Raw genomic sequence first — 24,231 nt, 5'->3', positions numbered from 1 at the left:
CAGGTCTGCTGATGTGATCGATCCCGATGCGCGTCTGCCATGAGAACCGCGAGCGTCAGAACAAGTTCCGCCTGACCGCAGCGAAGCGGCCTGAGGCGCGCCAAGGGCGCGGAGAATTGCCCTTGCGGAATGAGAAGATCTCGGGCGTAAAGCGGCCGTGAAACGCCAGTCCGGGGTTGTGAGGCATGAAAAGTGCGGCCGCGGCAGAGCGCCCCGACCGCGATGCCGGTACGTTTCCGCTCGGAACGATCCTCCTCTCACAGGCGTTCCTCCAGCACCCAAGTTCGGAGGAAATTATGGACGAACGAGAACGTCGCATCCGCGAGCGCGCCCACCGACTCTGGGAGGAGGAAGGCCGGCCGGAAGGGCGTGCTGAGAGCCACTGGTTCCAGGCCAAGGAGATCGTGGCGATCGAGGAAGGGCACCCCGAAATGCTCAAGCCGGTCGAGGCGGCTGAGAGGGAGGCAGCCGAGCCAATAGAAGCGCTTGCGAACGCCGGCGAGTTCCCCACCTTGACGGACCAGGGCGAGATGCAAATCCCACACCGCCCAGAGCCTGTCTCTGATGGTGGTTTGGCGACGAACGGCGTGAATCCAGAAGAGCCAGCTGGTGGAGGCGGTCAGAACGTCCGCAGCGCGGAAGAGCCTAGACGTGGAAAGAAACGCCCGCGTGCCGCGCCTTCGGAGCTTTGAGCTGACTCCGCCCTTCCCGTTCTTCTTTCGTGCATGAAACCACCGACGGAGCGTACCTCTTGCCTTCACACGCGAGCGAGGAGGGTTGGCTCGCTTCGCGCGTTCTGGGATTGCGCTGCAGTGGTGAGCTGCAGCGTGCTCCCGGTAAGGTCCGTCGGCACAGGGCGTCAGGAAACGATTGATTCCTTAAAGCGACGGCGACAAAAATCATGTGTTCTAGTCAGCCCGGACGTGGCAGGTTGGCGCCGCGATTTGGTATGCAGGCGAAGAACAGATGACGAAGACACTGACCTTGGTCCCTCCTCAACGCCCGTTGCGCGGGGCCGTTGCGCCGCCCGGGTCAAAGTCGATCACCAATCGCGCGCTTCTTCTGGCCGCGCTATCCAACGGAACGAGCCATCTGACCGGCGCGTTGAAGAGCGACGACACACGGCATATGGCAAATGCTCTGAGGGGCATGGGTGTCGCGATCGAGGAGCCGGACGCGACAAGTTTTGTTGTCCATGGTGCGGGCGGACTCAAAGCGCCGTCTGAGCCGGTCTTTTTGGGCAACGCTGGCACAGCCACGCGATTCTTGACTGCGGCCGCCGCCCTGGCGAACGGCGTTGTCGTTGTCACTGGCGACGAACATATGCAGAAGCGGCCCATTGCGCCTCTCGTTGCGGCGCTTGGCCAGCTTGGGATCGTTGCCACAGCGCCTTCAGGTTGCCCGCCGGTCACGATCGACGGACGCGGCGGGTTTGAGGGAGACAGCGTCACTGTCGATGCGGGGCTTTCAAGCCAATACATCTCCGCCCTGTTGATGTTGGCTGCAGGAGGATCGCGCCCGGTCCAGGTCAATCTCAAAGGCGAGGCCATCGGCGCGCGCGGCTATATCGACCTCACTTGTGCAGCGATGCGTCATTTCGGCGCCCGCGTTGAGGAACGCAGTGCTACCACATGGGTCGTCCAGCCGGGTGGCTATCGCGCCGTTGACATGCATATTGAACCCGACGCATCAGCCGCTACGTATCTGTGGGCGGCAGAAGTTCTGACAGGCGGGGACATCGATATCGGGACGGCAGCGAGCGCCTTTACCCAGCCTGACGCACGCGCCCATGCCTTGATCAATCAATTCCCGAACCTGCCGCGTGTGATTGAGGGATCGCAGATGCAGGATGCGGTTCCGACCCTCGCGGTACTGGCTGCGTTCTGCAGAGAACCCGTTCGCTTCACGGGCATCGCAAACCTCAGGGTCAAGGAGTGCGACCGCGTGGCAGCTCTCGCTAACGAGCTTGCGCGACTGGCCCCTGGATCAGCCGTTGAGGAAGGCGATGACTTGCTCGTCACGCCCATGCCAGCAGAGCGGTTTCGGGCGGCGGAGATAGAAACTTACGCCGATCATCGGATCGCGATGAGCCTCGCTCTCGCAGGCTTGATGGTGCCGGGCGTGACCATCAAGGACCCGGACTGCGTGAATAAGACGTATCCGGCCTATTGGCGGGATCTCCGTTCACTCGGGGTCGCGATGTCGATAAACGGGGAATAGGCCCTTAATCGGCGCGCTGTTTGCAAGCTCTGCCCTGCCATCCGCTTGCAGAGCTTGGCTGAGATGTGGCCTAACGCCCCAGGGGAACGCCACGTGGACGCTTACGGCGGTGAGCTCGCTCAATTCACAGCCGAGCTTCGCTGGCGGATGCGCGGCGGTTCCTGCACCAGCCGAGCCCCGAAACCGCAGAGGCTGGTGGCCCAAGACATGTATGTCGGCCGTGGAGGCTGCTAAGTCTGCCGGCTCTCCTGAACCGTGTAGTGATCGTTGAGCGCGTCCCGCCAGGCAATCCAGCTCGGCAAAAAGGCAAGATCGAGCTCAGGGCCCGCAGTACGCACCATAAAAAGCGTACATCCCGCATCTAGAAATAATTGAACGCGTGAGAGATCCTCCGGCGAAACAGCGACACCACGTTCGATGGAACGGGGATCGCGGCCGATAGCCTCGCAGACAGAATCCAATTCGCGATTGTAGGCCCGCACGATCTCGGGTGCCTTGAAGTCCATCCAGATGTCCGCGTAGCGTGCAACCATTTCGGGTGGTTTTCGGTCGCCACCATTGCCAATCATGATGGGCAGTTTGCCCGCCGGCGGTGGATTAAGCCGCGGAAGCCTGTATCGAATAGCTTCTAAAGATTGATCGAGGCCCTCGAGACGGCTCTTTGAATCAGACAGGTCATAGCCATATTCGTCATGATCTTTCCTGAACCAGCCGGAGCCAATACCCAGAATCGCCCGGCCGCGCGAGATATGATCGACCGTTCGCGCCATGTCTGCGAGCAGATGGGCGTTGCGGTATGTATTGCCGCTCACGGAGACGCCGAGTTGAACATGGTGTGTCTGTTCCGCCCACGCGCCGAGCATTGTCCATGCTTCAAAACAACTCCCGTTGTCTTCACCAATCGACGGAAAGAAGTGGTCCGAATTGAAGAGAATGTCGGCGCCGGAAGCATCGACACGCGAAACGGCAGCGCGCAGCGCGTCATATGTGCAGTGAACGGGCTGTAGTTGAACGGCGATGCGGATTCTGGCGGCGATTGACATTATTGCTCCGATCGCGGGCTCTTGAAGAGTAGAAAAAAGCATAGGCTGTGTAGGACGCGGCGCGAATGTTCCGCGCCGCGTACTTTTTCTATGCGATCGAGGCTTGATCGAGAAGGAGAATGGCTCAGCCGAACACTGCACCATAAAGGCGGAGCCAATTACCGCCCATGATCTTGCCGATCTCCTCAGGCGAGAATCCAACTTCGGCCAATGAGGGTTCGAGATCCTTCAGGCGGTCGGCCGTCGGCAGCCAGTCCGGCTTGGAAACCGCTCCAGGCCGAGCAGCCGAACCCGCGCCATACTGCACAGAGCGTGTCCAGCGGCCCTTGCGCATCCATTCCCGGAACGCGTCATTGGATTTATAGCTGAAGTCGGTTCCGAGGCCGACGTGATCAATGCCAGCGATCTCGACCGTCCGTGCTATCATTTCGGCGAAACCACGCGTGCTGGCGCATGCGGAGTCCGGCGTTATGTTGCGGTAGGCCGCGCAACCGATAACACCCCCGGTCTCGGATAACGCCTTCAGCACGTCATCACTGCGGTTGCGCTTGTGCGGAAAAATTGACGCGGCGTTCGCGTGCGTCACGGCAATCGGCTTGGGGCTATGCTCGATCGCATGGAGGGTCGTGCGGTCACCGACATGCGAGCAATCGACGACGATGCCGCAACGGGCCATCTCAACCACGACCTCCCGGCCAAAGCGGGAGAGGCCGCTGTCTTCATCCTCGTAGCATGAGCCGCCAAGCTCGTTCTGGTTGTTGTAGGTCAGCTGCATGACGCGTGTATCCATATTCGCGAATAGCTCCACGAAGCGGATACGATCTTCCAAACAATTGGTGTTCTGGAAGCCAAGCAGCACACCAAGCTTGCCGTCTGCCGCGCATTGGCGGATATCATCGGTCTTGCGGACGATCCGGATCAGATCGCTGTTATCCCGCTCCATATCCTTCCATGTGCCGATGGCGTCCATGGATTCGAGCGTGCCTTCCCAAAAGCCGAGGGTCGGGGTTACGCAAGTATATCCGCCAGCCTGCAGCATCTGGAGAACATCGCGGTCGAATTCACCGCACTGTAGGGCATCTATAAGCATGGCCTGTCCTTTTGGAATATGCTGCGTCAAATCAGTGTTTCGCGTTGCGGACGAAACTCGCGACCTTCGGGCTGGCCGGGTTGGCGGCCATCTCGGCGAAAGGGGCGTCCTGGATGACAACGCCGCCATCCATGAAGACGACCCGGTCCGAGACCTCGCTTGCGAAGCCCATTTCATGGGTCACGACGATCATCGTTGTTCCGCTTTTGGCGACATCCTTCATGACCGCGAGCACCTCGCCGACGAGTTCAGGATCGAGAGCGCTGGTCGGTTCGTCGAACAGCATCACCTTGGGTTCCATGGCGAGAGCGCGTGCAATCGCAACTCGCTGCTGCTGACCGCCTGAAAGCTGATAAGGATAGAGATGGGCTTTGTCCGCGAGGCCCACTTTTTCCAGGAACGACATGGCCTGCGCGCGCGCCGCCGATTTCGTGATACCGCGCACAGATACGGGCGCTTCCATGACATTGCCGATGGCGGTCAGGTGCTGGAAGAGATTGAACTGTTGAAAGACCATTCCAAGCGCGCGTCGCTGCTGCACACGGCGATGGGCCGGCAGTCTACGGACGCGGCCGTTCGAATACTCGTAGCCTATACTTTCGCCATCGATTTCGATCCACCCACCGTCAATGTCCTCGAGCTGGTTGAGGCAGCGCAGGAATGTCGATTTGCCCGACCCGGAAGAACCAAGAATAACAACAACCTCGGATGCACGGACCGAGAGATTGACTCCTTTGAGAACCTGATTCTGGCCAAAGCTTTTGCGTATGTCGCGCGCCACGACTACAGGATTTTTGCTGGGTTCGGTCATTGTCATCGCTCGGTCATTCCTGCGCTGCGCTATGGTCGCTCGTGCCGGTGCGGCTGCGATAACCTCGCCCGAAGTACTTCTCAACGTATCTCTGGCCGATCTGCAATATCGAGGTGAGGATAAGATACCAAAGGCAGGCAACAACCAGCAGTGGGATGGTCTGGAACGTTCTCGCGTAGATCGTTTCCACGGTATAGAGAAGATCGGCCATGGAGATCACGCTGACGAGCGAGGTGAGCTTCAAGGTGGAGATGATCTCGCTGCCCGTGGGCGGGATGATGACCCGCATCGCCTGTGGCAGGATGACCCGGCGCAGCATTGTCGCTGGCGACATGCCGAGCGAGGTTGCCGCCTGCTTTTGCCCATCGTCTACGGATAATAAGCCGGCCCTGATGATTTCGGACATATAGGCGGCCTTGTGAAAGCCGAGCCCGATTGTCGCGGCGACAAAGGGCGTGACGAGATCATTGGTGCGTTCCGACCAAAACACAGGGCCGAAAGGTATTCCTATCTCCACGGTCGGGATCAGGATCGAGATGTTGTAGAGGAAGATAAGCAGAACGAGTGTCGGGACCGAGCGAAAGAGCCAAGTGAAGCCCAATGCAAAGTAGCTGAGCGGGGCAATCGTGCTCATCCGGAACAAGGCCAACGCTGTTCCCAATACAAACCCAACCACCATGGCAAGAACGGTCAGCCACAAGGTCATACCCAATCCGCGCAACACGACCGGATTGAACATGTAGTTGGCAACGACCGGCCATTGCAGGTTCTGGTTGGTAGCCACCAGCATGAAGAAGCGGAGCACCAGCAGGGTCACGAAAATGCTGAGCGCCCACCTCCACGGGTGCCATTGTTTCTCGGCTCTGGCCACGTCGGGCAGCGCCGCGGCGCCATGCGCACTGGCGAGCGGCAGCGGAATGGATTGCTGTGACATGGTGTTGGCCTCGTCTGTCTTGGAGGTTCGCTCATCGCCCGCAGCGTCGGGCGATAAGGGCGATGCCTCTTGCAATCAGGTGAGCGTGAGCAGAGTTTCGGCGAGCAGTCGTGGGTGGGTGACCATGACATTGTGGGCGGCGGCAAGGTCCCGAACGGTCCATCCTGCGCGGCCCCGATGACGGTCTGCCGCCAGATCGAAATAAGTCCGCTTGTGCGCTACGCAGCGAATGTAGCCCTTTCGCTCCGCATCTGCTGATGGCTTTGCCAATTGCAGCACATCTGTATAGGCCTTCCAGGCCATGGGCGTGGACAAGCAATTGATCCATGCCGCATCCTTCGGGTCTTCTGTCCCGAACACGGACGCGGGCGAGGGGGGAAGTATCCAGCCACTGCCCTCTTCCTCCACACGTTTCCGAAGGCGCTCCGTCACCTCCGGACCGGCGAGGGCGCACATACTGTCGCCATCCGCCGGCACATGGGCATCGAGATAGACAAGAGCGTGTATGCAATCCGGCGCTGCGTCCTGAACGCCGCGTATTACCATGCCGCCATAGCTATGCCCTACGAGGATGACATTGCGCAGACCGTTGAAGCGCAGCGTCTGCACGACGTCGTCGATATGGGTCCTCAGTCCGACGTCAGGGTTCAGCAGATGGGAGCGCTCCCCCTGGCCGGTCAGGGTCGGCGTGAAGACACTGGCCCCATGTTGGCGCAGAATGGGAGCTACCCGTGACCAGCACCATCCGCCATGCCATGAGCCATGGATCAAGACAAAAGTGGGCTTTTCCAAATCCGGCTCCCACCGCTACAAAGACGTGCAGCTACCCCTTCAACCGAGGTATCCGCGCGAGCGCTACTTGTTCGGCTTCGCCAGATTGAGACCCGGAGCCGGAAGCATATCATCCTCGATGCCCCACTTGGTCATGAGGCGAGCGTAAGCGCCATTGTCGACGAGTTTCTGCCAGGCTGCTGTTATGACCTTCGTCAGATCGGAGCCTTTGGGGGTCGCTGAAGCTTGGTAGAGTTCGGCCAAGAGGTTCTTGCCGGAGGGAACAACCTTAAAGGCGTTGTTGTTGACCGAATTCTGATAGGCCAGCGCGACGGTTTCGGAGAAAACCGCCTGGATCCTCTTGGACTTGAGGCCGAGAAGCAGGGTGGCCTGATCGTTCAGGATCTGGACTGTCACCGGCTTTTTGCCGGCCGCGACGCACAGTTCGCTTTGCTTCTGGATGATCGGCTCGACGAAGCTCGCCTTCTGGATGCCGACGATGAGGCCGCAGGCATCATCGATGCTGCTCATCGTGATGCCGTCTTCCGGGTTGATCAGGAAGGCCGTGCCCTGCCGCTTCCAGTCGATCATGTCGACGACATTCTGCCTTTCGGGTGTATCGGCAACGACCCCGAGAATGAAGTCAAAGCGATTGCTGGTGAGGCCGGTGATCAGCGAGGCGATGGACTCTGCAATCTCGTTCTTGACTGGGACGCCCAGGACCTTCTCCATCTCCTCTCCGAGCTCGATAGACAAGCCCTGAAGAGTTTTGCCGTCCTCCTTCATAAAATTGAACGGCGGATAGCGCCCTGTGGTGGCCGAAACGATGTAGCCCTTGTCACGGATCTGTGCCGGCAATTGGTTGTAAAGCGGTGCCGATGGATCTGGCTGCGAGAGTCCCTGAGACCAGGCAGGGCTGATCAGCATGAATCCGAGCAGGCTCGCCGCGAAAAATTTTTTCATTCGTTTCCACCCTCCGCTATACGCATGATAACGTTTACATTAGTCATTCCGACTGTCAACCGACAGGGGGTGATTTAATGAAAACGTTGTCACTAAACGATATGAGCGGCTGCGGCGACTCGTTGAGAATCGCCGAAAGCTTTGTGGCTTGAGGGTGTGGTTGCTCCCGTCGGTGCGGGCGTGTGAAGGGAGGCAAGATGGTCAGCGTTGTGGATGTGGCGCGGCATGCGGGTGTGTCTCAAGCTACTGTGTCGCGTGTCCTGAGCGGCAAGGTCTTTGTTGCCGAGGACACGCGCGGGCGTGTCCTGCGGTCTATCGAGGTGCTTGGCTATCAGCCCAGTTCGATTGGCAAGGCACTTCGGTCGGGTCAGAGCGATTCCGTCGCATTTCTTGTCAGCGACATCGAACAGGGCTGGTATTCCGCATTGGCGAAGCAATTGCAGCTTGCTCTGCGGGCTGCTGATCTGGACCTTCTCCTGTTCGATCTGGGCCATAGCCAGCAGAGACTCACGCAAGCCCTACGTCACTGCCGGTCCCTCCATGTTCGGGCGCTTGTACTGGCATCTTCCGACCCGCTGGATTTTGTCGAACTGCGTTCCGAAATCGCAAATCTGCGACGCGGAAAGATGAGGCTTGTCTCGGCAGGCCAAGATCTGACGGTGGCCGGATTCATGTCCATCATCCACGATGAGCAGGAAGCCGGTGAGCGGGCTATCGCACATCTCGTCGGACGCGGTTGCCGTCGTATCGCCTATCTGAACAGGGTTAGTCATTCCATAGCGGGACAGAAGCGCTTCCAGGGCTATCGGAGAGCGTTGGGTCTCTTTGGGTTGGAGTTCGACGAAACGCTGGTTTGGTCGGAGCCGGCGTTTCGCTTCGAGGGCGGGTTTCGAAGCGCCTCAGATGCGATTGCGAGGAACATCGCGTTCGATGCAATTCTCGCCGGCACCGACGAGTTGGCAGCCGGCGCGCTGGCCGCCATCACCGATGCGGGGTATCGAGTTCCCGATGACGTGGCCCTTATCGGTTTCGGCGATCTCAGCTTCAGCCGCTACACACGGCCGGCTTTATCGACGTTGAGTGGCCACGCTGAAGAAATGTGCCGGAGAATCGTGGCGTGCCTAAGTCACTCGAACGTCGAGATGCTGGCCATCTCACGCGATCTCATTCTACGGCAGTCGGCTTGACAGCGGTCATCAAGGTTTTGGCTGCCGATGGTCGCGCCGCGGGCCTCGTTGCGAGAGAGGGTTGACGAAACCTCGGGCTGGCTCTCCTTCGATATAGCAGTTTCCAGAACGGCATCGCTGAAAGTGCAGGTGGCTTCGCGTCCCGACTGGATGTCTATCTTCGGTTATCCTGATTTACTGGCGCAAGGCGTGGCGTGAAAGCATACAGAATAATAAATAAGAAGCGCGACCTGATGTGATTATAGGAATGTAATCTCCCCGGGACGTGACGGATTGTTCGGATACGCTGACGGTGGTCTTTCGCCATCGACGTTCGTGGTCACCCGAGGTCAGCGAAACGGTGGCGGCAATAAATTTGCGTGCAAGGTCGATATTGGCCCCGAGCCGTGTTCTATTATTCTTCGAGAACGCAACTACGTTCTCAGTGACGCCCACGTCACTGCTTTGAGGCGCCGCTGTGTTCGTTTCGGGAAGGTGAGGATAAGGACGACGGGATATGGCAACAAAAACGATCGCAGACTTCCTCGCCGCGACCCTCGCTGAAATCGGTGTGGAGCGCATCTGGGGTGTGACCGGGGACAGCCTGAATGGTCTCAACGACAGCCTGCGACGCCTCGGCAGCATCCGCTGGATGCATACACGCCACGAGGAGGTAGCCGCATTCGCTGCCGGCGGTGAGGCCGCGGTCAGCGGAAAACTCGCCGTGTGCGCGGGAAGCTGCGGACCGGGCAATCTCCATCTCATCAATGGGCTCTACGATTGCCATCGCAACCACGTTCCCGTGCTCGCCATTGCGGCGCATATCCCGTCGTCCGAGATCGGCCTCCACTATTTTCAGGAAACGCATCCGCAGGAATTGTTCCGCGAATGCAGCCACTACGTGGAGCTCGTGTCGAGTCCGGAACAGTTCCCGCGCGTTCTGGAGACAGCGATCCGTACCGCTGTTGGCAAACAGGGCGTCTCTGTCATCGTTCTCCCCGGCGACGTTGCGCTGAAGCCCGTACCTGACGGCGCGCGGATTGATATTTCGCGGGTCGCGCCTCCCGTCATCAGCCCCGCGACTGCGGATATCGACAGGCTGGTCGAACTGCTCGATTCCTCGAAGGCCGTGACGCTTCTGTGCGGCAGCGGCTGCGCGGGCGCCCATGACGAAGTGGTGGCGCTGGCCGATGCGCTCTGCGCGCCCATAGTCCATGCGCTGCGCGGCAAGGAGCATGTGGAGTGGGACAACCCGTTCGACGTGGGCATGACGGGATTGATCGGCTTCTCGTCTGGCTATCATGCCATGTTGAACTGCGAGACGCTGGTGATGCTGGGCACCGACTTTCCGTATCGCAACTTCTATCCTGACCAGGCGAAGATCGTCCAGATCGACATCCGCCCGGAAGCCATCGGCCGACGTACTCCGGTTGACCTCGGGCTTATCGGCGATATCAAGTCGACGCTTTCCGCCCTCAGGCCCCTGCTCAAGAGGCGGACGGATCGGACCTTCCTTGACAGAGCCAAAGCGCATTACGCGGACGCACGCGCCGGGCTAGATGATCTCGCGCGACCCAGGTCCGGCGATACGCGCATCCACGCGCAGCATCTTACCCGGCTCGTCAGCGAATTCGCGGATGACGACGCCATCTTCACGGCCGACGTCGGCACACCGACTGTCTGGGCCGCCCGTTATCTCACCATGAATGGCAAGCGTCGTCTCGTTGGTTCGTTCAATCATGGCTCCATGGCCAACGCCATGCCGCAGGCCATAGGCGCGAAGGCTGCTTTCCCCCGGCGTCAAGTGATCTCGCTTTCGGGCGACGGCGGCTTTTCCATGCTCATGGGCGATGTACTCTCGCTCAAGCAACTCGACTTGCCGGTGAAGCTCGTTGTGTTCAACAACGGCTCGCTCGGCTTTGTCGCCATGGAGATGAAGGCCGCGGGCTATCTCGATACCGGCACCGATCTCCAAAACCCAAACTTCGCGGCGATGGCGGAAGCGATCGGCATCCGCGGCATCCGCGTGGAGGATCCGGCTGATCTTGAGGGCGGCGTCAAGGCAGCGCTGGCCCATGAGGGGCCGGTCCTCCTCGACGTCGTCACCGCCAAGCAGGAACTGGCGCTCCCCCCCAAGATCAAGCTTGAGCAAGCAAAGGGATTCAGCCTGTTTCTTCTGAAGGCGATCATCAACGGCCGAGGTGACGAAGTCATCGAGCTGGCGCGAACGAACCTGCGTCGCTGAATGGCATCCATAAGCCATATCTCCGCGACGCGCTGCAAGACTGCTCGTACCTCGCGGTTCCCGACGATCGGCGGTCGATATAGGTGCAACGCCCGGTGACAGCCCGACGAAGCCTGTTAAAGTTGCCAAAGCGGCCCGCAAGAGCCGGAAACAAGAGCGATATCGGGAGGTAGCCGTGGACGGAGTTTTATCCCGCCGCGCTTTCATCGGCGCAGTTGCCGGAACGAGTCTGTCGAGCCTTGGGTTGAACGTCGCCCGCGCGCAGGCGCCAGCGTTGAACATTCTGTCCCATCGCGTGCACCAGCAGGTTGCAACAAGTGCCGACCGGCCGGGCGGCGATATCACCGCCGACTGGGTGAAGCGTAATGGCCGTCCCTTGTCCTGGATCACCTTGGACAACGCTCCGCTGCATGATCGCCTCCAGCGTGAACTTGTGCTGGGGGAGACCTCCATTGACGCCGCTTACGTGCTGAATACGGCCATATCGCCGCGGCTGCTCAACCTCCTCGAGCCGTTGGAGACCCATGTCGCAACCGCGCCTGTGGAGGATTTTCCGGATATTGCGGCCGGCATGGTCGAGGCTGTGACCATCGACGGGAGCCTTCGAGCGATCCCTATCCGCCACGCCACGGTCGGGCTGTTCTACAACGAAGCGCTCTTTGAGGAACAAGGTATTGCCGCTCCGCCAAAAACCATCGAGGAATTGATCGAGATGGCGGGCCGGCTCACCTACCGCCGGCCGGACGGTACGCCCGTCAACGGCTTCGCCTTTCAGGGCAATTCACATTTCAATTTCCTTACGATGGCTTTTGCCTATGACGCGCCGTTGATCTCGCCGGATCGTACCCTGCTTCCCAATGAAGCTGGGATGGTGGCCATGTTCCAGGCGCTGAAGACGATGTTCGAGAAGAAAATCCTACCACGTAATTTCTCGGCGATGTCGCAGGATGACGTTTTCACCATGGTCCAGAATGGGCGCGTTGCCATGGCGCTGGCGATCATGGGGCGTTATGCGGATTTCAACGATCCAAAGAAGTCTCAGTATCCCGGCAAGATCAAGCTCGTGCCGGTTGTCGCCTCGGCGGACGTCAAAGAAAAGGTTCCGCTGGTCGCGACATCCGATTTCTGGTCGATCGCCATTCCGAAAAATGCAGGCAACAAGGACCTGACCTGGTCCCTTATCCGGGATCTCGCCAGCAAGGACGGCACATTGCGCCAGGCGCTGAACGGCAATGGCCCGGTGCGTAGCTCGGTCTATTCAGACCAGCGTCTGGTGGCGGCCGTTCCTCAGGCCCGGGTCGAGGCCGCCGTGCTGCCCTACGCGCGCCCGCCGCTGCCGATCTTCGCCGAGGCGCAACGCGCTGCCGACATCATGATGCAGACCAGCCAGGGCGTTGTCGTCGGCGTGATGCCCCCGGCGGCCGCCGTCAAGGAACTGCGGTCCAAGATCTCCCCCCTGTTGAAGGCTTGAGCATGCTGCCTATCGATCTTACCGGCCAGGTGGCCTTCGTTACAGCATCTTCCCGCGGCATTGGTCGCGGTATCGCGCTCATGCTGGCGGACGCGGGCGCCAGCGTGGCTGTCACGTGGGCGGCGGCGCGTGAGGAGGCGGAGGCCGTGGCCGCGGACGCGCGCTCGCGTGGAGCCGATTCCTTTGCAGTGCGCTGCGACGTCACCGACAGCGCGTCGGTCGATGAGGCGATCGGGGCCGCCAACGCCCGCTGGGGCAAGGTAGACATCCTCGTCAGCAATGCTGGGGTTGGCACGGCGAAGCCCATGACCGAAACCACCGACGCGGAATACGCACGGGTCTTCGATCTCAATGTGCGTGGGTTCGTGGCGACCGCACGTGCCGTGTTGCCCGGTATGAAGGAACGGCGGACCGGACGTATCATCGCCATCAGCTCGGTCACCGGCCGCAGCGGGAAGGCGTTTCGATCGCCATCCCCAACCTATGCTGGCGCGAAGGCCGCGCTGATCGGCTATAGCAAGGGGCTTGCGCGCGAATGTGCCCCCTATGGCATCACCGTGAACTGTGTCTGCCCCGGCTGGATCGATTGGGGTGAGAAGCATTCCGGAGCCCCAGCCGAGGTTCGCGCGCAGGCCTTGAAGGAAATCGCTCTCGGCCGCACGGGCACGCCCGAAGACGTAGCGGGCGCTACCGTATTCCTGGCGTCGGGTTTTGCCAGCTACATCACCGGCGTCACGCTGGACGTCAACGGCGGTCTCTATATGGGCTGAGCCCCGCCGGATGAGCCTCCGGGATCATCATTTGTAGCGAAAACGATGCTTACAAGAGCGGCGCCCCTATTGGCCGCTGCGCGGCCCGCTTCAGCCGCGTGTCGATTGCGTGTTCCGGAGTGCCGGCCGGAGCAATATCCGAGCTTGCCCGAAAGAGTATCGAGCCTGGGGCCGGCCGCTGTCAGAAAGAGTAGATCATGCCCTACGCGCGCCGACACGTGTCCCAAAGTGTCAAGCCGGTGGCGCAACAGGTCAAGCGGCCAGCCCGGGCGCGCAGATAATTGCCGGTGTCCAAATCGGACGGGTGCGTAGCGCGCGCGGGGTATCGGCAATGACAGGGTACGGACGAAGCCGCGCTGGCTGCCAACAATGCGCAGAGGGCGTGCACCGGACCATAATTCAGCCGGTGTCTGCTGGGACGCCCGGAGGAATGGCATGAACCCGACCCATCCGGCCGCACCGGACCACGTGCCGTTCTTCATTCCCGCGCCTGGTGCGACCGATACTCTCATGGTCGTCGTGGCGATCTTTCTGGTCCTAGTCGTGCTCGGTGTCGGGCTGCTTTTTCTGCGTCTTCACACGTTGCCCGAGCGCATTGCGCACAGGTCTCACAAACTTCAGTTCGAGATCGTTGCGGTACTCGGCTTGCTCGCTCTCTTTACCCATATGCACGTTTTCTGGGTTGCGGGCCTGTTGCTGGCCCTGATCGACATTCCTGATTTCGGACGACCGCTTGGGAGTATGGCGCAGTCGCTGGAGAAAATTGCCGGGAACGCACCCGGCGCGAACATCGTTGAAGCAGAGGTGCGAGACATTCCGGCTCAGGAGGCTGATTCATCCGTAAGCTCGGTTTCGCGGGGCATCCGGGGAGTTCGGCCCCATGCTTGAGCTTCTGTTCTGTTCAATTCTCACGATTCTCCCGGATTATCTCTATCGTCGTTATGTCCAAGGCAAGCGCATCGGTAAGGAAATCACCCTGTATTCGGTCTGGTTCGAATTGCGGTGGGGCATAATTTCGTGCCTGATGCTGACAATCGGCTTGATAACTGTAATATTTTACAATCACCCATCGACAAGCAATGCAACCGTATTTTTCCGTACGATTCCGGTCTTGCCGGAATCCAATGGCCGTGTTGCGGAGGTATTTGTTGGGTTTAGCGATGATGTCAAAGAGGGTGAACCCATCTTCCGGCTGGACAGCACGCGCCAGGAGGCCGCCACCGAGACAGCCCGGCGACGGATAGCTGAGGCAGACGCAGCCCTTGTGGTGGCGCGTGCCGATATTCTGGCGTCTGATGGAAGGCTAAGGGAAGCCAGGGGCTCCTACCAGCAAGCTGTCGACGAACTGGAGACCAAGCGCGAGATCTATCGGCGCAATCCTGGCGCGGTCGCGCTGCGCGACATCGAGAGACTGGAAGTCACCGTTGAAGGCCGCCAAGGTGCCATCGATGCAGCGGCGGCCGCCAAGCAGGAGGCGGAGGCTAGGATTTCCACGCTCCTGCCGGCTGAGAGAGCGAGCGCGGAGGCGGCGTTGGCTCAGGCGCAGGTGGATCTCGACAAAACCATGATAAGAGCGGGTGTGACAGGGCGCCTCGAGCAATTCACGCTGCGGGTCGGCGATGTCGTCAATCCGCTCATGCGGCCCGCCGGCGTACTGATTCCTGAGGGAGCGGGCCGGGGCCGCCTGCAAGCCGGCTTTGGCCAGATCGAAGCGCAGGTGATGCGCGTCGGGATGGTGGCCGAGGCTGCCTGTATCTCAAAGCCCTGGACCATTGTTCCCCTCGTTGTAACCAGTGTTCAGGATTTCATCGCTGCTGGGCAGTTCAGGGGCGGCGAGCAACTGCTCGATCCGCAGCTTGCCGCTCAGCCTGGGACGATTCTGGTGACGTTGGAACCACTCTATGCAGGGGGTCTTGACGGCGTCATGCCCGGCAGCAGCTGCATCGCCAATGCTTATAGCAGCAACCATGACAAACTTGCCTCAAAGGACGTCGGCGCTCTACGCGGATTAGCCCTGCATGCCGTTGACGCCGTGGCGCTTGTGCATGCCATGCTATTGCGAATCCAGGCACTCATCATGCCAATCCAGACGCTCGTCTTCGGGGGGCACTGAGGGGTAGCCGACGTCTCTGGCGCGGCAGCGCGGATGAACGTGAAGGTAGCGAAACGAGCGGAGGGGCTTGATTGCATGCGCAGTTCAGCCGCTCGCTGCTTGATTTCAGGTAGATGAGATCATGGGGACCAACCCAACTTCTGGGGTGCCGCGTAATCCTCCAAAATTTCGGACTATTTTGTCTCTCAATTGGTTGTTGATCTTCGCGCCTGTCGCAATCGTTCTTGATCGGTCGGGCGATGTGCCCGCCACCTTCGTGTTTTTTTGTGCTGCTATCGCCATTGTGCCCCTTGCGAGACTTATCGTGCGGGCAACAGAGCGTGTTGCAGCCTATGCCGGTGCGACTGCGGGAGGCCTGCTGAATGCGACTTTTGGCAACCTTCCGGAACTCATCATCGCTATAGCAGCTTTGCGGGCCGGTCTTGTCGAGATTGTGCGCGCTTCCATCATCGGCGCGCTTCTAGCCAACCTGCTCTTTGCAATGGGGCTTTCGTTCCTGCTTGGTGGAGTGCGCTACCGCAGGCAGGAGTATAATCCCCGCGCCGTCTCAGCCTTTTCTTCGACCATGGTGCTGGCGTGGCTTAGTCTGGCGTTGCCGAGCGCCTTTCACCGAGCCTTGGGAGAGCCGGCGACCCAGGCACAATATGTCATCCTGGACGTCATCGTGGCGATCCTGCTGTTGTCTCTTTACGGGTTATTCCTGCTCTATTCGCTGCGCACACACCCTGAGACATTCGCCGAACTTGGGGCAGCTTCCTCGGAGGACGTGGGAGATCGTGCCGGGATGATGCGCGGTATCGTCATGTTGCTGGTGGCGTCCTTTGGTGCGGCCTGGATGAGCGAACTTCTGGTTGGAGCGGCCGAGCAAGCCGGTCGTTCTCTTGGTATGTCACAGATGTTCATCGGCGTGATTGTGCTAGCGGTTATCGGCGGCGCGGCCGAAACCGGCTCGGCTGTGGCGATGGCGCGCGCCAATCGCATTGATCTCAGCCTCGGCATTGCGCTCGGAAGCTGCGTACAGATCGCGCTTTTTGTCGCTCCCTTGTTGGTCCTGCTCGCGCCGATCATCGGCCCGGCGCAGTTCCAGCTTGTCTTCTCTCAAGCTGAGATGTGGATGTTGTTTGGCGCGGTCCTTCTCGGCTTTGCGGTAACCACATCCGGCCATGCGGACTGGTTCAAAGGGGCGCAACTTCTGGCGCTCTACATGATTGTCGCTGTTGTTCTTTACCTCATACCCGGGGAGATGCCATAGAAGGACTTGGCTGCGGCATAGCGGGCGGTCGAGTGTTTCGCTCTATGGGACTGGATCCACCTGGCATCCGTGCTCCTGCGCGAAAAACGCAGTGTACAAAACATTCGCCGTCTCGCGTTCCGAAAACCACCGATCAGAGCTTGCTGTCGCCCCATTTCAGGAAGAAGCCGACATCGCCGGGCAACCCGCCGGGCCATTCGATGATCATGGCGGTCAGCCTGAAGCCAGCGTCCCTGAGGTGGCTCTGCCACAGTTCATAGGCTTGGCGCGGCCGGCCTGTCAGGGTGTCGGGCCAGGATGGATCGCTGTTGTTGATGGCGCGGCCCTTGTCGGAACACAGGGCATTGGGAAAACGCATCACCAGCAACTCGGTATCGCCGCGCTCTGCCGCGGCACGCAGCTTCGAGCGCAAGGGCTGAAGGATCTGCTTGAGCCGCTCGGGGGTGAGATCAATGCGCTCGGCGAGTTGCTTGACGAGTTCTTGCCGCGCTTTTTCGGCGCGATCCATGCCTTCTAAGGATTGCGACGCTTTTGCCAGCTGCATCTCGCCCATATAGCGGCGCAGATCGGCAGCCGACATGAATGTCTCGTCGCCGAGCTCTTGCCATGCCCTCGGGTCTGCGGCGCCCGTCTTCTGAGCTTCCATGGTCTTGTTCCCCTTGTCCTAGAACGCGTGCGTGGCCGCGCGGATCACATCTCGGGCCTGTCGCACGATGACGAGCTCTTCCTAGCCGGATACGCGGGGCATATTTGAAAAGACTTGTCTTAGGTCGAGTTCTCGGCCGAAGAAGTATCGTTTCTTCCTGCACGGCTGCTTGACCGTTTGCGCCATCGGCTTGACATTTTTGACGCCCACGCGTGGAGCTTCGAAAAGGGTTCCTGATGTTCTCTCTCGTCCTGCGCGCTCCGGCGGGAAACGGCGGCAGGGGATATATCGCGCACCAAACGGTGCCTCCCGTCATAGAAAAGCGGGAAGAGCGGAGGCTTGGCCAATGTCCCATATAGACAAGCGCTTGACCCAAAAGATCAAGCCTTTCGCCATGAATGGCGCGATCATGATCTGTTTAAAACACACGCAGGCACTCGGCGACATGTAAGCGAGTGGCATCAAGGTTCGCGGTCAGCTGTAAGATGGGCCTTCTGCTGCTCCGCGGTTGGTCCGCATGAGCGGTTCGACGCAAGGTGCGAGGTCCGCTGGGAGGAGGATGGGGATGGGCCGCAAGAAGCACGATGTAAAGGCGAAGCAAGCCGCGGTTGACGACACGGTGACTTCTCCTGCACCCATGAAGCGTAAGGAGTTCGAGACAGAGCTTCTTAAGCTTCAGGTCGAGCTCGTACGGCTTCAAACTTGGGTCAAGGTGACCGGCGCCAAGATCGTCGTGGTATTCGAAGGGCGGGATACGGCTGGGAAGGGCGGCGTAATCAGCAGGATCATGCAACGTGTCAGCCCACGTGTGTTCCGTCATGTCGCCCTGCCGGCGCCGACTGAACGTGAGAAGAGCCAGCTTTACATCCAGCGATATATTGCCCATTTTCCAGCCGCCGGTGAGATCATCCTGTTTGACCGCTCGTGGTACAATCGGGCTGGCGTGGAGCGCGTCATGGGCTTCTGCAGCAAGGATGAGTATGAGCGCTTCATGCGGCTGGTGCCCTCCTTCGAGAAGGAAATGATCGAGAATGGAATCATTCTTCTCAAGTATTTCCTTGATGTCAGCCAGGATGAGCAGCGCCGACGTTTTGCAGCCCGCATAGACGAGCCCATCAAGCACTGGAAGCTGAGCCCCATGGACACCGAGTCGGTGCGGCGCTGGTGGGACTACACTGCTGCTTACCAGGACATGCTGGGAGAAACCGATACGGCGGTGAGCCCATGGTATGTGGTGCCCTCTGATGACAAGCGTCGGGCGCGGCTCAATCTCATTTCCCACCTCCTGAGCAAGATTCCCTACGAGAAGGTCAAGGTGGACCTTCCAAAGATGCCGAAGGTGCAAGCGCGGCCCAAGGGGTTCGACGATTCGCTGCACGCTCGGGAGACCGTCCCGTCGCTATATTGATCATGGCTGGCCATTATCAGCAGCAGTATAGGTGGTAATGCCGAGGCAGCATCCGTTTGCGCCTGTTGAGGCCATTGGCCAAAGTGTGCTTTCTGGAGGGCAGTGAGCACCGGGCTCGGGAGAATGTCCGCAGAAATGACCGCGCATAAGCCCCGAGATTCTGAACCGATCTGGTCAGGTCACACGCCCGAGGCACGTGAGCGCGAGACGGTGCGGGGATGGCTGCATTGGATGCCCGGCCTCCGGACCCTGCTTGACTATAGGATCGGCTGGCTCGGGCAGGATGTCGTGGCCGGCCTCGTGCTTGCGACCATGCTGGTGCCCGTCGGCATCGCCTATGCGGTGGCGTCCGGGTTGCCGGGCATCACCGGCCTCTATGCCACGATCGTGCCGCTTCTCGTCTACGCAATCGTCGGCCCGAGCCGCATTCTTGTTCTTGGACCGGATTCCGCACTGGCGGCTGTCATTCTTGGTGTGGTGCTGCCGTTATCCCTCGGTGATCCTCAACGGGCGATCATCCTGGCGGGCGCAATGGCGCTCGTGTCCGGAACGGTGCTTGTCCTCGCGGGGCTGGGCCGTTTGGGATTCGTGACCGAACTCCTCTCGAAGCCCATACGTTATGGCTATATGAACGGCATAGCCCTAACCGTTCTGATCAGCCAGCTGCCCAAGCTGTTGGGGATTTCGACCGATGCCACAGGACCCCTTCGTGACCTGTGGGCCATCGGGCAGTCCCTATTCGAGGGCAAGGTCAATTGGGTATCCCTCGCTATCGGGATCGGCACCCTCGCAGTGATACTTCTGCTTAGGGGTAGCAAACGCGTGCCAGGCATTCTGGTCGCAGTCATTGGCGCCGCGGCTTTGGTTGGACTGTTCGACCTCGCTGATCGCTTTGGGGTCGCTATTCTGGGTTCGGTTCCACAAGGTCTGCCTGCCTTCACCTTTCCACTCGTCGGGTTCAACGACATCGTGCCCGTGCTTCTGGGTGGCTTCGCTGTCGCCCTGGTTTCCTTTGCCGACACCAGCGTGCTATCCCGCTCCTATGCAGCACGCATGGGTGCCAAGGTCGATCCTAACCAGGAGATGATCGGGCTGGGGGCCGCAAACTTGGCGAGCGGCTTTTTCCAGGGATTTCCAATCAGCAGCAGCAGTTCTCGCACCCCGGTTGCGGAGGCAGCTGGAGCGCGTACCCAGGTCACTGGTCTAGTTGGCGCTGCTACCATCGCGGTGCTGCTCTTATTTGCGCCCGACCTCCTCAGAAACCTTCCGAATGCTGCCTTGGCAGCGGTTGTTGTTGCCTCGGCGATTGGCTTGTTCGAAATCGCCGATCTGAAGCGAATCTACCGAATCCAGCGCTGGGAATTTTGGTTGTCTATCGCTTGCTTCGTTGGCGTCGCGGTGCTCGGCCCCATCCCGGGAATAGGCCTAGCGATCGCCATCGCAATTATCGAGTTCCTGTGGGATGGATGGCGGCCTTATTACGCCGTTCTTGGACGACCAGAGGGCATCGCGGGCTATCATGATGTGACACGCTATCCAGACGCCCGCCGTATTCCCGGGCTTGTCCTGTTTCGATGGGATGCCCCACTCTTCTTCGCGAATGCGGAGCTATTTCGGGAGCGGGTGCTCGCCGCCGTGGGCGAATCGCCGACCCAGGTTCATTGGGTTGTCGTCACGGCCGCTCCGGTGACAAGCGTCGACGTGACCGCGGCCGATGCCTTGATCGAGCTGGACGAAACGTTGCGTGCAGGTGGCATCGATTTCTGCTTCGCCGAGTTGAAAGACCCGGTCAAGGATAAGCTGAAAAGGTTCGGCCTCTCGACGCATTTTGATGAGACCCATTTCTTTCCAACGATCGACAGCGCTGTGGACAGCTACCTCAAGGCCAGAGGGGAGAGCCTCGACAATGCACAGCGCTGAATTGCGCCGCTTATCGGGCGAATTGCACGCCGGAATCGCAGCGGCCCAATGCTCAGTCACAGCTCAGGTCAACCGCTCTTCCTCCCGCCACGTCGTCGGTGTTGACCCCGACCAGCGGCGGAACGCCCGGGTGAATGCGCTTGCTTCCGAATAGCCAAGTGTTGCCGCGATCTGTGCCAGCGGCATTTGCGTGTCCTCAAGCAACTGCCGCGCAATTTCAAAGCGTATCTCGTTTGTGATTGTCCGATAGCCAATTCCGCAATCTTTCAGCCGGCGGCTCAAGGTGCGGCGGTGCATAGCCATCATGAGAGCTGTATCCTCGGCAGAGCACCGATGGCTCGTCAACCGTGTTCGCAGCAGACGCCGGATATCGTCCGAAAACTCCGTTCCGGGCCACCCTTTTAACTGCTGAACGCGCTCGTCGAGGACCGCGCGAAGCATGGGATCCGCGCCAAGAATACGATGGTCTAGATCGCGAACCGGCAACGACAAGGTCGCGCTTTCCTGATCAAACCGGACAGGTGCCCGGAAGTGGCGCCTGTAGGGAGTGGTGTCCTTCGGAGACTTGCGAGGCAGGAGTACGTCGCTCGGGTTCCAGTCGGCGCCGCACAGGCTGCGGAGGGCATTCACAGTCACCGCGAGAGCCCCGTCCGATATCTGATCTGCACTCTCGGCCTCAAGCTGATAGACCGAGAAGCTGAAGAGGACCGTGTCCCCGCTAATCAACAGCGAGGGCACCGCGCCACGGTTCTGAATGCTGAGATTGGAAACCAAGCTTCGTAATGCATCCCCCACGGTCTCGGAGTGTTGCATGAGCCGGCCTACCAGGCCGAGCGACAAAATCGTCGCTCGCTGGCCGACGAGGAGTCCGAAGTGAGGGCAGTTTGTCCTTGCTACGCAGATGGTTAGCAGGCGTCCCAGGGATGCGTGTGGGATAACGCTGGTCACGTCATCGAACGAAGACGGATCGAGCCCAGCTTCCCGGATGAGAGGACCGGAATCCAAGCCGAAATCTTGCAATACGGGAACAATCTCCTTAGCGACGCCAAGGTGGATATAGCCAGGGGCAAGGGAGCGGCCAAGTTTGGTCTGCGCGAGCACCGGGCTTGGCTTTCGAAGCCCGCCTTTACTGTCTACACGATACCCAATGTCCCGCATCGGAGCCCCGACTACTTACCGGACCGGCATCAAAGTCGTCAGGCCGCATATCGCTCGATATGTGCATCTGGACCGTATCATGGCCCATGGCGTTGGCAATGGTATTCTTAGTGGGGGTATGAGCGTATGAATTCAGGCGCCGGGAAGCGCCTGAATAGTTAAGAGCGATAGCAAGAACATTACTTACGTGCTTTTAACGCTGGCACGAGGTTTGCAGATGAGCCGCGGAACACTTTTGCCTCCATGCCTCAAGGTGTTGAGCGAGGCGCAGCCGGGGATTGCCGCCATGATCCGGCGCATCCCCCGACATCCGCTCGCCCTCAAAGCCTGCGCGGTGTGAGAACAATCTGCGTCGCTTCAGTGAAGACGAGATTGACCATGTCACCCCGGCGCAGCGACTGCACCATGCTGATGACGGCGGGATCAATCACCCGCAGCGTTCTCGGTCCTTCTGGACCAACGTAGCGAACAGTTCCGCTCGCCGCATCGAAGCTGGTGAATTGGGCAGTGACCGTTACGTTGCGCACAACCCAGCGAGCGGGAAGATTGCCAAAGAGCCCTTCGTCGCGCCCCGTTGTGAAAACAACATCAGGCCTCGTCCCTCGACGCGCCGGCGTGACGGCGATCAAGGCACTCTCGACCCGCGCGATGGATAGACGATCACGGCGCCTCAAGGCTGCCAAACTGCCGAAATCCTCGGGAACGGTGATGCGCCACTGGCGTCCACGTCGTTCCACAACCACGTTGCGAGATGGAAGATCGACCGAGACAACGCGCACATCAATGGTGTCGATAGCCACGGCCCCAAGTCCGCGGACGTTGACTGATTGTTGCGCGATGGCAGGTGAAGTAATCACTCCCGCCGTCGAGATGAATATTGCACCCGAGATGAGTGTGGCGGTCAAGTGGCGACGCGTTACAGACATTGCTAGCCATCCTTTGCTGACGAACGCGATAGTCGGCTTGTGAGATAGACCACGCAGGCAGGAGGATTGTCGAGAAAAATGCGATGACGAGAATGGCAACTAGCGTGGCCCGCGGCGATCATCGGGGCGTTCGCCGGACTTTGGTTACTGTTTCATTCTTCCAAGCATCTGGGAGCATTCCGTCGAGATCAGCTTGACGTTTGTTCTCAAGCATTGGAGCAGTCGGCTGTCGCCGGCGCGCACCCCCTTGCAGAATTTCTGCAAATCAGTCTTGCAGGCCTTAGTCAGATCACTTTGATTTTGGGCGTGGCTCAATAAAGTCATGTAGGAAAAGATCGCGAGCGTCAGAAATACTTTCGCCATGCCCTTTCACCCCAGCAATGAGATCAATTCCGCTCTGATCATGTGATCGCTGTTCCGTGTCGAAGCTGTGGATGGCACCGCGGTGTTAGTTAGGACGGTCACCGTGCGCAATTCTGATGGGGAGTGCCGGTGGTATCCTGCGAATTGAGGTACCTGTTAAGCGAGCCATCCGATTGGCTCGACACCAGCACACGCACGTCATTGCTGCCGATGGCGTTAACGCAATCAAGAACGAGCTGCTGAAGGTTGCCGGACGGCTTGGCGGATTTGATGCGGCAAGTGGCGCCTGGGGTGGTGAGACGATTGCCGACGATCATGAAGGCGGGAGCAAAAAGATCGACGGGCTTTCTGAATGAAGTTCCCTTTCCCGATTTTTGGTACACATCCGCGCAGTCCGCGCCCTTCGCCAGCCACGCTCCTTGCAAGGACTTGAACTCCTGTGCCGCTGCGTCCCCCGCTGAGGTCCAGATTGCCGCGATCAGCGCAAGCCCAGCCAGCCCGAAGAAGTGACCAATTTTCAAAACCAGCTCCTGTTCAGGCCCAGCTCCTGGGTAAGCTGCGTCTCTCCGACAGCTCTTCGAGATTCCCGGCACATACCACGGCCTTTCGGTGCTTGCCCGGCGTAATCGGGTGTATTCGCACGAGGGCGCATCGTGATGCCAGCAGCCCTTTCCACGCACTTCTCTTCGAGGCGAAGAGTATGGTTTGTCCCATTTACCTGCTTGATCAGTCTGGCCAATTTCTTGACATTTTAAGACAGGATCTGTGTCGCAACTGAGCCGATCATTGCCGGCCTAGTTTGTCAGCCAGCGCGGGTGCCCGCTGAGATGATCATGGCGCTGAGGCTCCGATCGCGCAGGCATGCTGCTCGACATTCTCGCGCATCAGCGGCTCGCCGACGAGCATTGATTTGGTGATCGGGAAGCCGTCGATGGGGATCGTGTGTATCGGCGCGGCACCT

Annotated in this window: 22 protein-coding genes; 11 read left to right on the top strand and 11 right to left on the bottom strand. The window is 59.7% G+C overall.

Going from position 1 to position 24,231, the window contains the following annotated elements; translation table 11 throughout:
• Window positions 1–296 precede the first annotated feature (296 nt).
• Entirely contained in the window at window positions 297–692 is a 396-nt protein-coding gene (locus tag KIO76_RS04490) for a DUF2934 domain-containing protein (protein ID WP_213321667.1), read from the top strand.
• A gap of 274 nt (window positions 693–966) precedes the next feature.
• On the top strand, window positions 967–2,220 hold the full coding sequence (aroA, locus tag KIO76_RS04485) for a 3-phosphoshikimate 1-carboxyvinyltransferase (protein ID WP_213321666.1): 1,254 nt from the start codon (window positions 967–969) through the stop codon (window positions 2,218–2,220).
• Between the two features lie 230 nt (window positions 2,221–2,450).
• Here the strand turns inward: aroA and KIO76_RS04480 are convergent, their stop codons facing one another.
• The 6 genes from KIO76_RS04480 to KIO76_RS04455 form a co-directional block, all read right to left on the bottom strand.
• Window positions 2,451–3,263, bottom strand: coding sequence for an LLM class F420-dependent oxidoreductase (locus KIO76_RS04480; protein ID WP_213321665.1), 813 nt, complete (start codon window positions 3,261–3,263; stop codon window positions 2,451–2,453).
• Between the two features lie 124 nt (window positions 3,264–3,387).
• Window positions 3,388–4,353, bottom strand: a complete 966-nt coding sequence (locus KIO76_RS04475) for a dipeptidase (RefSeq protein WP_213321664.1) — start codon at window positions 4,351–4,353, stop codon at window positions 3,388–3,390.
• Window positions 4,354–4,384: 31 nt separating this feature from the next.
• A complete protein-coding gene (locus tag KIO76_RS04470; protein ID WP_213321663.1) occupies window positions 4,385–5,170 on the bottom strand; it encodes an amino acid ABC transporter ATP-binding protein in 786 nt (261 codons plus the stop codon).
• A 7-nt stretch (window positions 5,171–5,177) separates the two neighbouring features.
• A complete protein-coding gene (locus KIO76_RS04465; protein WP_213321662.1) occupies window positions 5,178–6,098 on the bottom strand; it encodes an amino acid ABC transporter permease in 921 nt (306 codons plus the stop codon).
• A 75-nt stretch (window positions 6,099–6,173) separates the two neighbouring features.
• Window positions 6,174–6,890: an alpha/beta hydrolase gene (locus KIO76_RS04460; RefSeq protein ID WP_213321661.1), complete on the bottom strand. Its 717-nt coding sequence runs from the start codon at window positions 6,888–6,890 to the stop codon at window positions 6,174–6,176.
• 63 nt (window positions 6,891–6,953) lie between these two features.
• Window positions 6,954–7,832 carry an ABC transporter substrate-binding protein gene (locus tag KIO76_RS04455; protein WP_213321660.1) on the bottom strand — a complete coding sequence of 293 codons (879 nt, stop codon included), beginning with the start codon at window positions 7,830–7,832 and terminating at the stop codon, window positions 6,954–6,956.
• A 197-nt stretch (window positions 7,833–8,029) separates the two neighbouring features.
• On the opposite strand from KIO76_RS04455, the gene KIO76_RS04450 reads away from it, so the two are divergent.
• From KIO76_RS04450 to cax, 7 genes are all read left to right on the top strand, one after another.
• Window positions 8,030–9,019, top strand: a complete 990-nt coding sequence (locus KIO76_RS04450; protein WP_213321659.1) for a LacI family DNA-binding transcriptional regulator — start codon at window positions 8,030–8,032, stop codon at window positions 9,017–9,019.
• A 496-nt stretch (window positions 9,020–9,515) separates the two neighbouring features.
• Window positions 9,516–11,243 (top strand): ubiquinone-dependent pyruvate dehydrogenase, encoded by a 1,728-nt coding sequence (gene poxB / locus KIO76_RS04445; protein WP_213321658.1) that lies wholly within the window; start codon window positions 9,516–9,518, stop codon window positions 11,241–11,243.
• A 175-nt stretch (window positions 11,244–11,418) separates the two neighbouring features.
• Entirely contained in the window at window positions 11,419–12,714 is a 1,296-nt protein-coding gene (locus KIO76_RS04440; RefSeq protein WP_213321657.1) for an ABC transporter substrate-binding protein, read from the top strand.
• A 2-nt stretch (window positions 12,715–12,716) separates the two neighbouring features.
• Window positions 12,717–13,484, top strand: coding sequence for an SDR family NAD(P)-dependent oxidoreductase (locus tag KIO76_RS04435; protein WP_213321656.1), 768 nt, complete (start codon window positions 12,717–12,719; stop codon window positions 13,482–13,484).
• A 435-nt stretch (window positions 13,485–13,919) separates the two neighbouring features.
• Window positions 13,920–14,372, top strand: a complete 453-nt coding sequence (locus KIO76_RS04430; RefSeq protein ID WP_213321655.1) for a hypothetical protein — start codon at window positions 13,920–13,922, stop codon at window positions 14,370–14,372.
• Window positions 14,365–15,597, top strand: coding sequence for an HlyD family secretion protein (locus tag KIO76_RS04425; RefSeq protein ID WP_213321654.1), 1,233 nt, complete (start codon window positions 14,365–14,367; stop codon window positions 15,595–15,597). Before KIO76_RS04430 ends, KIO76_RS04425 begins: the two co-directional genes overlap by 8 nt.
• A gap of 121 nt (window positions 15,598–15,718) precedes the next feature.
• Complete coding sequence (gene cax / locus KIO76_RS04420; protein WP_213321653.1) at window positions 15,719–16,849, top strand: calcium/proton exchanger; 1,131 nt, start codon at window positions 15,719–15,721, stop codon at window positions 16,847–16,849.
• 133 nt (window positions 16,850–16,982) lie between these two features.
• Here cax and KIO76_RS04415 read toward each other — a convergent pair whose 3' ends face one another.
• Window positions 16,983–17,495, bottom strand: a complete 513-nt coding sequence (locus KIO76_RS04415) for a hypothetical protein (protein WP_213321652.1) — start codon at window positions 17,493–17,495, stop codon at window positions 16,983–16,985.
• Between the two features lie 565 nt (window positions 17,496–18,060).
• Here KIO76_RS04415 and ppk2 point away from each other — a divergent pair.
• Entirely contained in the window at window positions 18,061–18,903 is an 843-nt protein-coding gene (gene ppk2 / locus KIO76_RS04410; RefSeq protein ID WP_213321651.1) for a polyphosphate kinase 2, read from the top strand.
• Window positions 18,904–19,134: 231 nt separating this feature from the next.
• Window positions 19,135–20,823 carry a SulP family inorganic anion transporter gene (locus tag KIO76_RS04405; protein ID WP_249729731.1) on the top strand — a complete coding sequence of 563 codons (1,689 nt, stop codon included), beginning with the start codon at window positions 19,135–19,137 and terminating at the stop codon, window positions 20,821–20,823.
• Window positions 20,824–20,886: 63 nt separating this feature from the next.
• Here KIO76_RS04405 and KIO76_RS04400 read toward each other — a convergent pair whose 3' ends face one another.
• From KIO76_RS04400 to KIO76_RS04385, 4 genes are all read right to left on the bottom strand, one after another.
• The gene (locus KIO76_RS04400; RefSeq protein WP_291975580.1) at window positions 20,887–21,924 is read right to left on the bottom strand and encodes an AraC family transcriptional regulator; all 1,038 of its coding nucleotides are present in this window, start codon (window positions 21,922–21,924) and stop codon (window positions 20,887–20,889) included.
• A gap of 377 nt (window positions 21,925–22,301) precedes the next feature.
• Entirely contained in the window at window positions 22,302–22,907 is a 606-nt protein-coding gene (locus tag KIO76_RS04395) for a hypothetical protein (RefSeq protein ID WP_213321648.1), read from the bottom strand.
• Window positions 22,908–23,051: 144 nt separating this feature from the next.
• On the bottom strand, window positions 23,052–23,231 hold the full coding sequence (locus KIO76_RS31720; RefSeq protein ID WP_363316808.1) for a cysteine rich repeat-containing protein: 180 nt from the start codon (window positions 23,229–23,231) through the stop codon (window positions 23,052–23,054).
• Between the two features lie 137 nt (window positions 23,232–23,368).
• Complete coding sequence (locus KIO76_RS04385; RefSeq protein ID WP_213321646.1) at window positions 23,369–23,695, bottom strand: hypothetical protein; 327 nt, start codon at window positions 23,693–23,695, stop codon at window positions 23,369–23,371.
• Window positions 23,696–24,231 lie beyond the last annotated feature (536 nt).

The organism is Chelatococcus sp. YT9, from assembly GCF_018398315.1.
Classification (GTDB): Bacteria; Pseudomonadota; Alphaproteobacteria; order Rhizobiales; family Beijerinckiaceae; genus Chelatococcus.
The sequence above is the reverse complement of the archived record's forward strand: the minus strand, read 5'-3'. Positions and strand labels throughout refer to the sequence as shown.

What these genes read in the sequence shown, in the direction of transcription:
- KIO76_RS04490 (WP_213321667.1), top strand. Translation starts at nt 297, where the DNA reads ATGGACGAACGAGAACGTCGCATCCGCGAGCGCGCCCACCGACTCTGG.
- aroA (WP_213321666.1), top strand. Translation starts at nt 967, where the DNA reads ATGACGAAGACACTGACCTTGGTCCCTCCTCAACGCCCGTTGCGCGGG.
- KIO76_RS04480 (WP_213321665.1), bottom strand. Translation starts at nt 3,263, where the DNA reads ATGTCAATCGCCGCCAGAATCCGCATCGCCGTTCAACTACAGCCCGTT.
- KIO76_RS04475 (WP_213321664.1), bottom strand. Translation starts at nt 4,353, where the DNA reads ATGCTTATAGATGCCCTACAGTGCGGTGAATTCGACCGCGATGTTCTC.
- KIO76_RS04470 (WP_213321663.1), bottom strand. Translation starts at nt 5,170, where the DNA reads ATGACAATGACCGAACCCAGCAAAAATCCTGTAGTCGTGGCGCGCGAC.
- KIO76_RS04465 (WP_213321662.1), bottom strand. Translation starts at nt 6,098, where the DNA reads ATGTCACAGCAATCCATTCCGCTGCCGCTCGCCAGTGCGCATGGCGCC.
- KIO76_RS04455 (WP_213321660.1), bottom strand. Translation starts at nt 7,832, where the DNA reads ATGAAAAAATTTTTCGCGGCGAGCCTGCTCGGATTCATGCTGATCAGC.
- KIO76_RS04450 (WP_213321659.1), top strand. Translation starts at nt 8,030, where the DNA reads ATGGTCAGCGTTGTGGATGTGGCGCGGCATGCGGGTGTGTCTCAAGCT.
- poxB (WP_213321658.1), top strand. Translation starts at nt 9,516, where the DNA reads ATGGCAACAAAAACGATCGCAGACTTCCTCGCCGCGACCCTCGCTGAA.
- KIO76_RS04435 (WP_213321656.1), top strand. Translation starts at nt 12,717, where the DNA reads ATGCTGCCTATCGATCTTACCGGCCAGGTGGCCTTCGTTACAGCATCT.
- KIO76_RS04430 (WP_213321655.1), top strand. Translation starts at nt 13,920, where the DNA reads ATGAACCCGACCCATCCGGCCGCACCGGACCACGTGCCGTTCTTCATT.
- KIO76_RS04425 (WP_213321654.1), top strand. Translation starts at nt 14,365, where the DNA reads ATGCTTGAGCTTCTGTTCTGTTCAATTCTCACGATTCTCCCGGATTAT.
- cax (WP_213321653.1), top strand. Translation starts at nt 15,719, where the DNA reads ATGGGGACCAACCCAACTTCTGGGGTGCCGCGTAATCCTCCAAAATTT.
- KIO76_RS04415 (WP_213321652.1), bottom strand. Translation starts at nt 17,495, where the DNA reads ATGGAAGCTCAGAAGACGGGCGCCGCAGACCCGAGGGCATGGCAAGAG.
- ppk2 (WP_213321651.1), top strand. Translation starts at nt 18,061, where the DNA reads ATGGGCCGCAAGAAGCACGATGTAAAGGCGAAGCAAGCCGCGGTTGAC.
- KIO76_RS04405 (WP_249729731.1), top strand. Translation starts at nt 19,135, where the DNA reads ATGCCCGGCCTCCGGACCCTGCTTGACTATAGGATCGGCTGGCTCGGG.
- KIO76_RS04395 (WP_213321648.1), bottom strand. Translation starts at nt 22,907, where the DNA reads ATGTCTGTAACGCGTCGCCACTTGACCGCCACACTCATCTCGGGTGCA.
- KIO76_RS31720 (WP_363316808.1), bottom strand. Translation starts at nt 23,231, where the DNA reads ATGACTTTATTGAGCCACGCCCAAAATCAAAGTGATCTGACTAAGGCC.